Here is a 12,554-nt window from a genome sequence, read left to right on the forward strand (position 1 = left end):
CTTCAGAGGGCGGGATTTCTTGTGTTCCACTCCCGGAGGATCTCGGTGGCCTCTTCCTCCGTCACCGGCCACAGCCGCTGCCTGCGCTCCCGCAGCAACGCCACCCGCTCCCGCGTCCGTTCGTCCTCCGGCGTGTAGACCACGATCCGCGCCTCCGGCATCCCGTCGATCGACAGCGACTGCGACGTCATCCGCAGCTTGCCCACCGCCTCATGACGGAACGTCTTCACCCGCGGCCCCGGCTGCGCCACCGCCCCGCTCGCCCACAACCGGGCGAAGTGCGGACTGGCCTGGGACAGCGCCCGTATGAAGTCCTCCCAGGCCGGCTCGCCGACATGTCTGCCGTAGGAGGAACGCAGGGTCGCCACCATCACCGGCAGTTCACGCTGCAGGTGCACCACCGGGCTGGTCTCCTCCGGGACCGTGAACAGCGTCCACAGCACGTTCGGCACGCCGATCCGCACCGTCTCCGGCACCAGGAACAGGTCCCGGTAGGCGGCGTTGGCGGCCAGCACGTCGTAGCGCGAGGTGTACACCACCGCCATCAGCGGGTCGAGCGCGTCGATGATGCCCTGCACCTCCACGCCGACCGACCGGGACAGCCCCTCCGGCACCGGGGCGAACGGCACCTCCGCCAGCCGGTACAGATGCTCCCGCTCCGGCAGGTCCAGCATCAGGGTCCGCGCCACCGCGTCCAGCACCTGCGCCGACGCGTTGATCGGCCGGCCCTGCTCCAGCCACGTGTACCAGGTCACGCCCACACCCGAGAGCTGGGCGACCTCCTCCCGGCGCAGCCCGGGCGTGCGCCGCCGCAGTCCCGGCGGCATCCCGACGTCCGCCGGCTGCACCCGGGCCCGCCTGCTGCGCAGGAACGCGGCCAGCTCCGGCCTGCGGCGGTGTGCTGTCGTCGCCATCGTCCCGTCCCCCGTCGTCACGTCATCCATCGTGGGCGCAGTCCCCGCCGGCTGCCAGGTGCTGCCAGTACCAGCATCGGCGGGCTCTCGGCACCCGTACTGGCCCGCCGCCACGCTCGGTCGCATGACGACGACATCCCGGACGGGACCAGGTCCCGCACCCGCTCCGACCCCTGCGAAAAGTGAAGCACCCGGCACTGACAACCGGCCCCGGCTGCTCCTCGCGGTCGTCCTCGCGGCCCTGTTCATGGCCGTGCTGGACGTCTTCATCGTGAACGTCGCGGCCCCCACCATGGGTTCCGAACTCCACGCCTCCGGCGCCGACTTGCAGCTGGTCGTGGCCGGCTACGCCATCACCTACTCGGTGCTGCTGATCACCGGTGCCCGGCTCGGCGACCGGCTCGGCCACGGCCGGGTCCACCTCGCCGGCCTCGCCCTGTTCACCACGGCGTCGCTCGCCTGCGGCCTGGCCCAGGGGGCCACCGAGCTGATCGTGTTCCGGCTGGTGCAGGGCGCCGGATCGGCGGTGATGATCCCGCAGGTCCTCAGCATCATCCAGCGTGCCTTCACCGGCGAGGCCCGCATACGGGCGCTCGGCGCCTACTCCGCGGTCCTCGCGGTCGGCGCCGCCGCCGGCCAGATCATCGGCGGCGTCCTGGTCAGCGCCGACCTGTTCGGCACCGGCTGGCGGCCGGTGTTCCTCGTCAACGTGCCGGTCGGCGCCGTACTCCTCGTCCTCGGCCGGCGGGTCCTGCCGCCCGGCGCCGGATCCGCTCCCGAACGGGCACGCGGCCTGGACCTGCCCGGCCTGGTCCTGCTGGGGGCCGCCGTGTCGCTGCTCACGGTCCCGCTGGTGCTCGGCCAGGAGGAGGACTGGCCGCTGTGGTCCTGGCTGTCCCTGGCCGCCGCCGTGCTCCTGTTCGCGCTGTTCTGCGGGTACGAGGCGAGGCTGGCCCGGCGCGGCGGCGCCCCGATCGTCGCACCCCGGGTGCTGCGCCACCCCGGCATGGGCCTGGCCGTCCTGCGCATCATGGCCGTCATGGCCGTCAACGCCGGATTCCTCTTCACCCTCACCCTGCACGTCCAGAGCGGCCTCGGCTACAGCGCGCTGCGCGCCGGTCTCACCTTCGCCCCGACCGCCGTCGTCTTCGGGGTGGTCGCCCTCACCTGGCGCAGGTGGCCGGCCGCCTGGCAGCGGGCGCTGACCCCGGCCGGCTTCGTGCTCACGGCCCTGGGCGTGGCCGGTGTCGGGCTGGCCTTCCACGGGGGCGGCGACGGGGGCGCGCAGCTTTATGTGGCGTACGCCGGTGTGGGCGCGGGGCTCGCGCTCGCGTTCAGCCCGACGCTCACCGGTGCGCTTGCAACCGTGCGCCCCGAGGACGCCGCGGACGCCAGCGGACTCCTCGCGACCGTCACCCAGCTCGGCCAGCTCGTCGGCGTCGCCGCGTTCGGCACACTGTTCTTGAACCGGCTTGAGTCAGTTGGGGGCACGCAGGCGTATACCTCTGCGGAGGCGCTGTCAGCCTGCGGATGGGCGCTCGCCGCGACGGCGGCCGCGGGCGCCGTGTCCGGACTGGTACTGAGGCGTCGCTGACCGTATTGGTCCGGCCGTGGCAGAATCAAACGGCCGGAAGGGGGCGCGGCCCGACGGGAGGAGTAGCGATGCCTGCGAGCATCCTTGAGGAGGGCGGCCACCTCCTCGGTGCGGCGTTGATACGGGACACGATCACCCGGCTGCTCTGCCCTTCCTGCGGTTCCGCGCATGTCGCCCAAGTGCTCGGCGACAACGGCGGGATCTCCTACGTGTGCACGGCCTGCGGCCACAGCTGGAGCTGATCGATGGGTGCACACAGGCGGAAGTGCGACTGGTGTGGGAGTGGTACCCCCATCGTCCGCGACATGGAGCCGATCAACCCCGACTACCAGTACTGGTGCGAGGAATGCGCGCGGGCGCTGATCATAAAGGGCGACCCGATCGAGACCTACCGTGAACTGGAGGGCGAGCCGATCTACGGTCGGCTCCTCGAGGAGCACTGCACGCTCAAGCGGTTCTATTCGTTCGTCACGGCCTGACCGGGGCCCGGCCTCGGCAACGATGTCCGGGCGAGCGCGAGGAACAGCACCCCGGTGACCGTGTAGAGCGCGGACAGCGTCAAGGCGACGGCGTTCTGGTGCAGTTCGGGCCGCCCGTGCCCGTGTGGCACCCACCACAGGGCGTACGAGCAGAAGACCAGCAGGGTGCCCGCGGCCACCGTTCGGTGCCCGCGGGTCCACAGCAGCAGCACCACCGGCACGCACCACACCCAGTGGTGCGACCAGGACACCGGGCTGATCAGCAGCGCGGTCACCGCGCACACGGCCACCGCCCAGGCCCGCCGGCCGCGCAACTCCGCCGTCACCGCCACCGCGAGCCCCAGGACGGCCGTCAGGGCCGCCGCGGCGGCCCACAGGGCTCCTGGGTCGGGAGTGTGCAGCAGACGCGCCAGAACGCCGCGCAGGGCCTGATTCGCGGTCTCCTCGGCCTGCCCCACCCGTCCCGTCCGGAACACCATCCCGGTCCAGAACCGCCACGAGTCGTAGGGCAGGACGGCCGCCGCCAGCAGGGTCGCCCCCGCGAAGACGGCGGCCGCCCCGCGCGCGTGCCGCAGCCACGGGCCGCCGTCCCGTCCGGCGAGGTGCGCGGCCAGGCCGCTGACGAGCAGGAACACCGCGAACAGGGCGGGGGTCAGCTTGACCGCCGCCGCGAGCCCGACCCCCACCCCCGCCCAGCGGTCCGGACGTTCGGCGGGACGACGTGACAGATCCCACAGCACCAGCACGGCCAGCAGCAGATTGACCTGCCCGTAGCGCACGGTCGTCCACACCGGCTCACACCACACCGCTGCCGCCGTGGCCCACAGGACGTGCTCCACGCGTGTGTGTCCGACGAGCCGCATCGACAGCCCGACGAACACCAGCAGCAGGACCAGGTTCCCGGCCGTCGCCAGGGTGCGCATGCTCGTGACGTCCAGCAGCGTCAGCGGGATGAACAGCAGCGCCGCGAACGGAGGGTAGGTGGACGGCAGATGGGCCGCCGTCGTACGCAGCGCGTAGAGATCGCCGCCCGCGCGGACGGTCGCCCCCTCCGCCCGGTAGACCATCAGGTCGATCATCGAGACGTGTGCGGCCCGCTGGGCGACCCAGAACGCCGTGAACGACAGGAGACACGCCCCCAGGGCCACCGGCACCCGGCGCCGGGCCTCGGAGAACGCGATCACGGTCACAAAGTCCGACACTAGCCTCCGTATCCGTACAGAACGGAAACGATTTGGTGGTGCACCCCGTCGACCGTGTAATGTTGGCGTCGCCGCCAGGGAAACCGGGCGGACCAAAACGCGGGGCTATAGCTCAGTTGGTAGAGCGCCTGCATGGCATGCAGGAGGTCAGGAGTTCAATTCTCCTTAGCTCCACAGAAGTCGAAGGCGGATCATCCGAACGGATGGTCCGCCTTCCTCGTTGTCCCGGTCGTCGTTGTCCCGAAAGCACGCGGAAACCTTGTCCGCGGGAACTCCTCCGCGGACTCCTCTCGCACGCGTGGGGCGGGCCACCCGATCAGGGTGACCCGCCCCACGCGTGCGTGAAGGTGCGATCAGCGGCCCAGTGCCCGGCGGCCGCGGCCCTGCGAGAGAACCGGCAGGTTCTTGGCCGGCGCCTGCGAGCGCGTGTCCTCCTCCAGGCGCAGGGCGAGCGCCGGGCAGCGGCGCACCGCGCGCAGCGCCTTGGCCTCCGCGAACCTGGGCACCTTCGCCTGCGCGACCGTCGGGAAACCGTCCGCGCCCAGTTCGAAGACCTCCGGGAGGATGTCCGCGCACAGACCGTGGCCCCGGCACAGCGTCCAGTCGACGTAGATCTTCTGCCGGCTGCCGCCGCCGTTGTCCTCGGGCTCTCCGCCGCCCGGGATGCCCGTAGGCATCTTGCCGTCCTCGAAGAGCGGCAGAACGCCCTCCACGGGCCGTCCGCAGCCGTTTCCGAGAACGTGCGCGGCGAGGTCGTCGGTGAAGGCCTTGATCGTCGACTCGAGGAACATCGCGGAGCCGTCCGGGTGCGAGCACGCCCCGCGCCGCTTCACGTTCTTCGCGACCTGCTTGAGCGCCTCCAGGGCGGCCGGTCCGCCGCCGTTGAGGATGTCCTCCATGCCGCGCGCGGCCGCCGGCAGACCCAGGTAGCAGGGACCGCACTGTCCCGCGCTCTCCTCCGCCAGCCACTGGGCGACCCGCAGCGACTCGCCCAGCGGACAGGTCTCCTGCGTGATCGGCAGGATGGCCCCGGCACCCAGCGCACCGCCCACCGCGTCGAGCGAGTTGCGGGAGACGATCGCCTCGTTGACCGTGGCCGCGTCGATCCACTTCCCGTGGTAGCCGCCGGTCAGCACACCCTGCGGCACCGGCGGGGCGCCGGCCAGCTGCAGGACGTAACGCAGCGGCACACCCGTGGGGACCTCGATCACCATGGGGCGGGCGACCGCGCCGGAGACCGTCAGCATGACCGTGCCCGGCTCGTCGTACAGGCCGGTGTTGCCGTAGCGCTCCGGGCCGATACGGGCGGCGATCGCCAGCTGCGCGAACGTCTCCGCGTTCGACAGCAGCGTGGGCGCGCCGCCGACGCCGTTCTGCGAGGCACTGGTCTTGCGGCCGGGGGGGATCGCGGGGCCGCCGTCGATCGAGCGGACCAGCGACGCGGCGGCGCCGGTGACCATGCGGACCGGGTTGCGCTGGACGAACGCCTTCAACGCCGAACGCCGGCCGTTGCTCAGGCCGCGCTCGGCGAGCGCCTGCTCCATGGAGCGCTGTGTGGACTCCCGGGTGACCCCCACCACGAGCGTGCGGGCACCCAGCGCCTCGGCGCACAGCAGCGCGCCGTCCAGGATCAGATGCGGGGCACGGTTGATCAGCACCGTGTCCTTGCGGCAGGCCGGCTCGTCCTCACTGCCGTTGACGACGACGACCGGCCGTACGCCGCGCTTGATAGCGGCCTCGGCGACCGAGCGCAGCTTCTTGTGGAAGGGGAAGCCCGCGCCGCCGCGGCCCTTCAGGTTGATGCGTTCGGAGAGCTGCGCGAGCTGCTCCCCGCCCAAGGGCTCGAGCGGCCCGTGCACCTTGAGGTGCATGGGCAGATCGAGTCTTTCGACAAGGTCGAAGCCCGACGTGAGTTGCGGAAGGCCGACCACGCGGACTTCTGGGACGTCGGGCAGGGCCTCGTTCACCTATAGCCTCCGGAAGGCGTGTTCCAAGGTTCGCCCGAACCCGGGGCGTCGAAGGAGGCACCGGGCGGTGGTTCGTTGGCGGGACCGCTGTTGTACGTGTCATTCGAGTTGTACGTCCCGTACCGGGCATTCGTCTCACCCGTGTCGTACACATCACGTCCGCCCGTGCCGCCGGCGCCCGGATTGCCATAGGCCGGGATGTTGTATCCGGTGTCCTGCATCGGGTCGTACGCCGACCGGGGGGCCTCGCCGACCGGCGGCGGCGACGGGATGGGCCAGCTGCCCGAGGTGCTGGACGGCCCGTCCATGCGCTCCATGCGCGCCGTCTGGCCGGCCGCGAACGGCGACTGGGGCTGGCCGGGCGTGGCCGTCGCCCGGTAGGCGGCGGCGAAGCCGGACGCCGGATCGGGGCCGGGTGCGGCGGCCGCCCCGGACGGGAACAGCGGGTTCGACTGCGAGGCCGCGGCGTCGGCGCGCGACGGCCTCGGCTCGCGCTCACGCATGGCCTCGTAGCCCGGCAGCCCGGACTCGCCCACCCGGGCGCGGCTGGCGTCCAGATCGTCCAGCTCCGGCCGCTCCGAACTGCCGAGGACGGAGACGAGACGGTCGGCGACCCTCCGCTTGAACGGGCGCGGGGCGGCGCGCAGCGCCAGCGCCGCCATCACGCCGACCAGGCACAGGTCGTACGAGATCATGAAGAACGGCTTCGCCGCGCGGCCCGCGTACAGGCCGTGGATCAGCGCGGCGCACCAGGCCGGGTAGGCCAGCATGTGCATGGCCCGCCAGCGGGCCGCGACGACGGCCGGGGCGGCGAAGTTGCTGCGCAGGGCGCCGGTGACGCCTACGAAGATCATCAGCAGTCCGGCCAGCGAACCGAGTCCGATCAGGCCGGCGCTTCCGGTGATGCCGAGCGAGAACGGAATGATCGCGGCGATCACCACGGTGTGATCCAGTGCGATCTTCGTGACGATGTGCACCAGCAGGAACGCGATCGAGGCGACCGCGGTCGTCCGGTGCACCGCCTGGCCGACGATGCGCTGGCGGGTGTTGAGGAAGATGCGGTCCTGTGCGATCAGACCCCAGATCACCGAGCAGCTCAGCGAGACGAGCGAGAGCACGCCCGCGCCGAAGTTCAGGAACGATTGGAACTGGCTGCCTCCGGTCAGCACAACCACGGGTATGAGCAACAGGACGACAGCGGACGCCACCCCCCAGGCCGAACGGCCTGGCTTGGGAAGCGTGCTGTTACTACGACGAGGGTTCATGGGGGCAACTCCGAGCAGTTCGGGAAAGCGGTCCCGGTGCCGCAGCCTAAGTGGCGCCATACCGATCAGTACGAGGTTTGAGTTATTGCGTTGTTATCAAAGAGCGATGCAGCCCTTGCGATGTCCCTTAGCGGGCGTTACGCGAAGTAATTTTTGAACCTGGTTCAACTCTCGTCCCGATGGTCGCCTCAGACACACGTGTCAACCATTGATACGCAAGCGCGTCGCAGCTTGCTCAAGCGCTGCGGTACCCTGACGCCATGCGTGCCGTACGCCTTCTGCTTAGCGGGCCGCGCTGATCAGTCCCGACCGCCGGACGAACGGCTGGTCGGCATCGGCGCGGCGTCCCCTCCTGTGTGAGGGGATTTTTCGTTTCTAGAACGTTCGCAGTCGCTGGCAGAGACGACCGATGGAGCTTTGAGGATCATGAGCGAGACGAACCCCGCTGCCGCCGCCACGTCGGCGGAGGCCGCGCCGCACCGCTACACGGCCGCCCTGGCGGCCGAGATCGAGGCACGCTGGCAGGACTTCTGGGACGCCGACGGCACCTACGCGGCGCCGAACCCCACCGGTGACCTGGCCGGCGACCCCGGGGTGGTCGCCCGGCCCAAGAAGTTCATCATGGACATGTTCCCGTACCCGTCCGGTGCGGGCCTGCACGTCGGTCATCCCCTGGGCTACATCGCCACCGACGTCTTCGCCCGCTTCCAGCGGATGAACGGCCACAACGTCCTGCACACCCTGGGCTTCGACGCCTTCGGCCTGCCCGCCGAGCAGTACGCCGTGCAGACCGGCACGCACCCGCGCGTGTCCACCGAGGCCAACATCGAGAACATGAAGGTCCAGCTGCGCCGGCTGGGCCTGGGCCACGACAAGCGCCGGTCGTTCGCCACGATCGACCCGGACTACTACAAGTGGACCCAGTGGATCTTCCTGCAGATCTTCAACTCCTGGTACGACGACGAGGCGGACAAGGCCCGCCCGATCTCCGAGCTGATCGCCCAGTTCGAGTCCGGTGACCGTGCCGTACCGGGCCACACGCGCGCGTGGAACGAGCTGACCGCGACCGAGCGTGGCGACGTCCTGGGCGAGTTCCGCCTGGCCTACGCCTCCGAGGCGCCGGTCAACTGGTGCCCCGGCCTGGGCACCGTGCTGGCCAACGAGGAGGTCACCGCCGACGGCCGCTCCGAGCGCGGCAACTTCCCCGTCTTCAAGGCCAAGCTGCGCCAGTGGAACATGCGCATCACCGCCTACGCCGACCGGCTGCTGGACGACCTGAACGAGCTGGACTGGCCCGAGGCCATCAAGCTGCAGCAGCGCAACTGGATCGGCCGCAGCGAGGGCGCCCGCGTCGACTTCCCGATCGACGGCGAGAAGATCACCGTCTTCACCACGCGCCCGGACACCCTGTTCGGCGCGACCTACATGGTGCTGGCACCCGAGCACCCGCTGGTCGACCGGTTCGTCCCGGACGCCTGGCCCGAGGCCACCCACGGCGTGTGGACCGGCGGCCACGCCACCCCCGCCGACGCCGTCGCCGCGTACCGCGCGCAGGCCGGCGCCAAGTCCGACGTGGAGCGGCAGGCCGAGGCCAAGGACAAGACCGGTGTGTTCACCGGCGCGTACGCGACCAACCCGGTCAACGGCGACAAGATCCCGGTGTTCATCGCCGACTACGTACTGATGGGCTACGGCACCGGCGCGATCATGGCCGTACCGGCGGGCGACCAGCGCGACTTCGAGTTCGCGCGGGCCTTCGAGCTGCCGATCGTCTGCATCGTCGAGCCGACCGACGGCCGCGGCACCGACACGTCGACGTGGGAGGACGCCTTCGGCTCGTACGACGCGAAGATCATCAACTCGTCCAACGACGACATCAGGCTGGACGGCCTGCCGGTCGCCGAGGCCAAGGCCCGCATCACCGAGTGGCTGGCCCGCAAGGGCATCGGCGAGGGCACCGTCAACTTCCGGCTGCGCGACTGGCTGTTCAGCCGCCAGCGCTACTGGGGCGAGCCCTTCCCGATCGTCTACGACGAGGACGGCGTCGCCCACGCGCTGCCCGACTCGATGCTGCCGCTGGAACTGCCCGAGGTCGAGGACTACTCGCCGCGCACCTTCGACCCGGAGGACGCCGACACCCAGCCCGAGACGCCGCTGTCGCGCAACGAGGACTGGGTCAACGTCACCCTGGACCTGGGCGACGGACCGAAGAAGTACCGCCGCGAGACCAACACCATGCCCAACTGGGCCGGTTCCTGCTGGTACGAACTGCGCTACCTGGACCCGCACAACAGCGAGCAGCTGGTCGACCCGCAGATCGAGCAGTACTGGATGGGCCCGCGCGAGGGCATGCCGCACGGCGGTGTCGACCTGTACGTCGGCGGCGCCGAGCACGCCGTGCTGCACCTGCTGTACGCCCGGTTCTGGTCGAAGGTCCTGTACGACCTGGGGCACGTCTCGTCCGCCGAGCCGTTCCACAAGCTGTTCAACCAGGGCATGATCCAGGCCTACGTCTACCGCGACGGCCGAGGCTTCCCGGTGCCCGCCGCCGAGGTCGAGGAACTGGGCGGCGAGTACTACTACCAGCGCGAGAAGGTCACCCGCCTGCTGGGCAAGATGGGCAAGTCCCTGAAGAACGCGGTGACTCCGGACGAGATCTGCGCCGAGTACGGCGCCGACACCCTGCGCCTGTACGAGATGGCGATGGGTCCACTGGACGTGTCCCGGCCGTGGGACACGCGCGCGGTGGTCGGCCAGTTCCGGCTGCTGCAGCGGCTGTGGCGCAACATCGTCGACGAGGCCACCGGCGAGGTCACCGTGACCGACGCCGAGGCGGACGAGGAGACGCTGCGCGCCCTGCACAAGGCGATCGACGGCGTACGCCAGGACCTGGAGGGGCTGCGCTTCAACACGGCCATCGCCAAGGTCACCGAGCTGAACAACCACCTGACGAAGGCGGGCGGCGCGGTGCCCCGTCCGGTCGCCGAGCCGCTGGTGCTGATGATCGCGCCGCTGGCCCCGCACATCGCCGAGGAGCTGTGGCGCAAGCTGGGCCACACCGACTCGGTCGTGCACCGGGACTTCCCGGTGGCCGACCCGAACTACGTCGTCGACGAGACCGTGACCTGCGTCGTGCAGATCAAGGGCAAGGTCAAGGCCCGCCTGGAGGTGCCGCCGGCCATCTCCGAGGAGGAACTGGAGAGGGCGGCGCTGGCCGACGAGCTGGTCGTGAGGGCGCTGGGCGGCGCCGGGATCCGCAAGGTGATCGTCCGCGCGCCGAAGCTGGTGAACATCGTCACGGCGTGACATCGCCGGCCATCTCCGGGTGGTCCCTTACGGGCAGGTTCGGGGTTCTTCCGGAACTCCGGGCCTGCCCTTTGCGTTTACCGTTGAGGAGCACGGCCACCCACACCGTGCCCGGAGACGGCCGGGGTGGTGGGCAGCGAGGAGGAGCACCGTGGAGACCGTGATCGCCGTATTCGCCGTGCTCTTCCTGCTCTTCGTCGCCGGTGGGGCGTACGTCACCTTCAAGGCGGTCGGCGCCGCCAAGCGTGGCGTGGACCGCACGATCACCCAGGCCCGGCGCACGGTCGAGGAACACACGCTGCGCGCCAAGTCCATGGTCCAGATCGGTCCGGCGGGCGAGATCGCCCAGCTCCGGCTCGCCCTGCGCACCTCGATGCGGGCCACCCAGGACGCGTTGCACGCGGGCGTCGCCGAGGACGAGTCGCTGAAGGAGTCCCTCGGCCTCTTCCAGCGGCTCAGCGCGCACGGGTACGAACTGGACGGCGAACTCAGACGCCTGGAGGCCGAACCGGACCGGGCCACGCTCGCCACCCGCCTGCCCGAGCTGCGCCGCCGCACCGAGCGCATCACCGAGTCCGCGGACGCGCTGCGCTGGGCGGCCCGCGACCGGGCCCGCCGCTTCGCCGACGACGACCTGGACACCTTGAGCACCCAGATCGGCGTCGAGGCGGACGCCCTGCGGCACTGGACCCGGCCGGACCCGGCCGCGCAGACGCCGCCGTGGCCCGAGGCCGCCGCCGGCCCCGACGACCGCCAGACCTGGCCCGGGCAACCCCGGTCCGCCGCGGCCGAGGAGCCGGTGCAGCCCGCGATCACCCCGCCCGGCCGGCCTCGTGTGTACCCCTGGCAGAAGAAGCCCCGGCCGGAGAGCACCACTTGATCCGGCCGGTCCCGGTCCGGGCGGCCGGGGGCGGGCTGCCGCACCCGGGCTACGCCAGGTAACCTCCAGCTCATGTCCCGCCATGTCGCGATCGTCACCGATTCAACGGCCTACCTGCCGCCGCGGACGGTGGAGCGCCACGGCATCACCGCGGTACCCCTGACCGTGGTCCTCGGCGACCGGGCGTTCGAAGAGGGCACCGAGATCTCGACCCGTTCGCTGGCCCAGGCTTTGCAGAAGCGGCGCCCCGTCACCACGTCCCGGCCCAGCCCGGAGGTGTTCGCCGAAACCTACCGGAGGGTAGCCGAGACCGGGGTCACCGGAATCGTCTCGCTCCACCTCTCCGCCGAACTGTCGGGCACCTACGACGCGGCCGTCGTCGCCGCCCGGGAGGCACCCGTCCCGGTGCGCGTGGTGGACACCGGGATGGTCGCGATGGCCCTCGGCTTCTGTGCGCTGGCGGCGGCCGAGGCCGCCGAGGCGGGCGGCACCGTCGACGAGGCCGTCACGGCGGCGGAGAAGCGGGCCGCCGGCACCTCCGCGTACTTCTACGTCGACACCCTCGACTATCTGCGCCGCGGCGGCCGCATCGGCACCGCCCAGGCCCTGCTCGGCTCGGCGCTCGCCGTGAAACCCCTGCTCCAGCTGGACGGCGGCCGGATCGAGCTCCTGGAGAAGGTACGGACGGCGTCCCGGGCCATCGCCCGCCTCGAGGAACTCGCCGCCGAGCGTGCGGGCGGCGCCGAGGTGGACATCGCCGTGCACCATCTCGCCGCCCCCGACCGGGCCTCGGCCCTCGCCGACCGGCTGCGGGCGCGGGTGCCGGGGCTGGCCGACCTGCATGTCAGCGAGGTCGGCGCGGTCATCGGGGCGCACACCGGTCCCGGGCTGCTCGGGGCGGTCGTCTCACTGCGGTGACCTGGGGATCCGCGGGCGCGAGCCTCGCC

General features: G+C 71.2%; 10 protein-coding genes and 1 tRNA gene. 7 read left to right on the forward strand and 4 right to left on the reverse strand.

Annotated features, from left to right (window positions below):
* Positions 1-2: 2 nt before the first annotated feature.
* Positions 3-944, reverse strand: a complete 942-nt coding sequence (locus ABT137_RS00975; protein ID WP_351700330.1) for a helix-turn-helix transcriptional regulator — start codon at positions 942-944, stop codon at positions 3-5.
* Positions 945-1,038: 94 nt separating this feature from the next.
* Here ABT137_RS00975 and ABT137_RS00980 point away from each other — a divergent pair, with 94 nt between their 5' ends.
* The 3 genes from ABT137_RS00980 (at position 1,039) to ABT137_RS00990 (ending at position 2,987) form a co-directional block, all read left to right on the forward strand.
* Positions 1,039-2,508: an MFS transporter gene (locus ABT137_RS00980; RefSeq protein WP_351700332.1), complete on the forward strand. Its 1,470-nt coding sequence runs from the start codon at positions 1,039-1,041 to the stop codon at positions 2,506-2,508.
* 68 nt (positions 2,509-2,576) lie between these two features.
* Positions 2,577-2,750 (forward strand): hypothetical protein, encoded by a 174-nt coding sequence (locus ABT137_RS00985; RefSeq protein WP_107408581.1) that lies wholly within the window; start codon positions 2,577-2,579, stop codon positions 2,748-2,750.
* 3 nt (positions 2,751-2,753) lie between these two features.
* Complete coding sequence (locus ABT137_RS00990) at positions 2,754-2,987, forward strand: hypothetical protein (RefSeq protein WP_006136074.1); 234 nt, start codon at positions 2,754-2,756, stop codon at positions 2,985-2,987.
* On the opposite strand, the gene ABT137_RS00995 is transcribed toward ABT137_RS00990, so the two are convergent.
* A complete protein-coding gene (locus ABT137_RS00995) occupies positions 2,966-4,177 on the reverse strand; it encodes a glycosyltransferase 87 family protein (RefSeq protein ID WP_351700335.1) in 1,212 nt (403 codons plus the stop codon). The genes ABT137_RS00990 and ABT137_RS00995 overlap by 22 nt on opposite strands.
* 113 nt (positions 4,178-4,290) lie before the next feature.
* Between ABT137_RS00995 and ABT137_RS01000 the strand changes: the two genes are divergently transcribed.
* Positions 4,291-4,363 (forward strand) — tRNA-Ala (locus ABT137_RS01000).
* A gap of 179 nt (positions 4,364-4,542) precedes the next feature.
* Here the strand turns inward: ABT137_RS01000 and ABT137_RS01005 are convergent.
* Together ABT137_RS01005 and ABT137_RS01010 are read right to left on the reverse strand one after the other, a co-directional pair.
* The gene (locus tag ABT137_RS01005; RefSeq protein ID WP_351700338.1) at positions 4,543-6,156 is read right to left on the reverse strand and encodes an NADH-ubiquinone oxidoreductase-F iron-sulfur binding region domain-containing protein; all 1,614 of its coding nucleotides are present in this window, start codon (positions 6,154-6,156) and stop codon (positions 4,543-4,545) included.
* Positions 6,153-7,421, reverse strand: a complete 1,269-nt coding sequence (locus ABT137_RS01010) for a cytochrome b/b6 domain-containing protein (RefSeq protein WP_351700341.1) — start codon at positions 7,419-7,421, stop codon at positions 6,153-6,155. Before ABT137_RS01010 ends, ABT137_RS01005 begins: the two co-directional genes overlap by 4 nt.
* A 426-nt stretch (positions 7,422-7,847) precedes the next feature.
* Here ABT137_RS01010 and leuS point away from each other — a divergent pair, with 426 nt between their 5' ends.
* The 3 genes from leuS (at position 7,848) to ABT137_RS01025 (ending at position 12,525) form a co-directional block, all read left to right on the forward strand.
* Complete coding sequence (gene leuS / locus ABT137_RS01015; protein ID WP_351700344.1) at positions 7,848-10,727, forward strand: leucine--tRNA ligase; 2,880 nt, start codon at positions 7,848-7,850, stop codon at positions 10,725-10,727.
* Positions 10,728-10,878: 151 nt separating this feature from the next.
* The gene (locus ABT137_RS01020) at positions 10,879-11,607 is read left to right on the forward strand and encodes a hypothetical protein (RefSeq protein WP_351700347.1); all 729 of its coding nucleotides are present in this window, start codon (positions 10,879-10,881) and stop codon (positions 11,605-11,607) included.
* A gap of 72 nt (positions 11,608-11,679) precedes the next feature.
* Complete coding sequence (locus ABT137_RS01025) at positions 11,680-12,525, forward strand: DegV family protein (RefSeq protein ID WP_351700350.1); 846 nt, start codon at positions 11,680-11,682, stop codon at positions 12,523-12,525.
* The last annotated feature ends 29 nt before the right edge of the window (positions 12,526-12,554 follow it).

It is taken from the genome of Streptomyces sp. NPDC001980 (genome assembly GCF_040296885.1).
In the GTDB taxonomy this organism is placed as follows: domain Bacteria; phylum Actinomycetota; class Actinomycetes; order Streptomycetales; family Streptomycetaceae; genus Streptomyces.

Bases quoted from the DNA above. Each gene is read 5' to 3' on its own strand.
- ABT137_RS00975 (WP_351700330.1), bottom strand. From the start codon at position 944: ATGGATGACGTGACGACGGGGGACGGGACGATGGCGACGACAGCACAC.
- ABT137_RS00980 (WP_351700332.1), top strand. From the start codon at position 1,039: ATGACGACGACATCCCGGACGGGACCAGGTCCCGCACCCGCTCCGACC.
- ABT137_RS00985 (WP_107408581.1), top strand. From the start codon at position 2,577: ATGCCTGCGAGCATCCTTGAGGAGGGCGGCCACCTCCTCGGTGCGGCG.
- ABT137_RS00990 (WP_006136074.1), top strand. From the start codon at position 2,754: ATGGGTGCACACAGGCGGAAGTGCGACTGGTGTGGGAGTGGTACCCCC.
- ABT137_RS01010 (WP_351700341.1), bottom strand. From the start codon at position 7,421: ATGAACCCTCGTCGTAGTAACAGCACGCTTCCCAAGCCAGGCCGTTCG.
- leuS (WP_351700344.1), top strand. From the start codon at position 7,848: ATGAGCGAGACGAACCCCGCTGCCGCCGCCACGTCGGCGGAGGCCGCG.
- ABT137_RS01025 (WP_351700350.1), top strand. From the start codon at position 11,680: ATGTCCCGCCATGTCGCGATCGTCACCGATTCAACGGCCTACCTGCCG.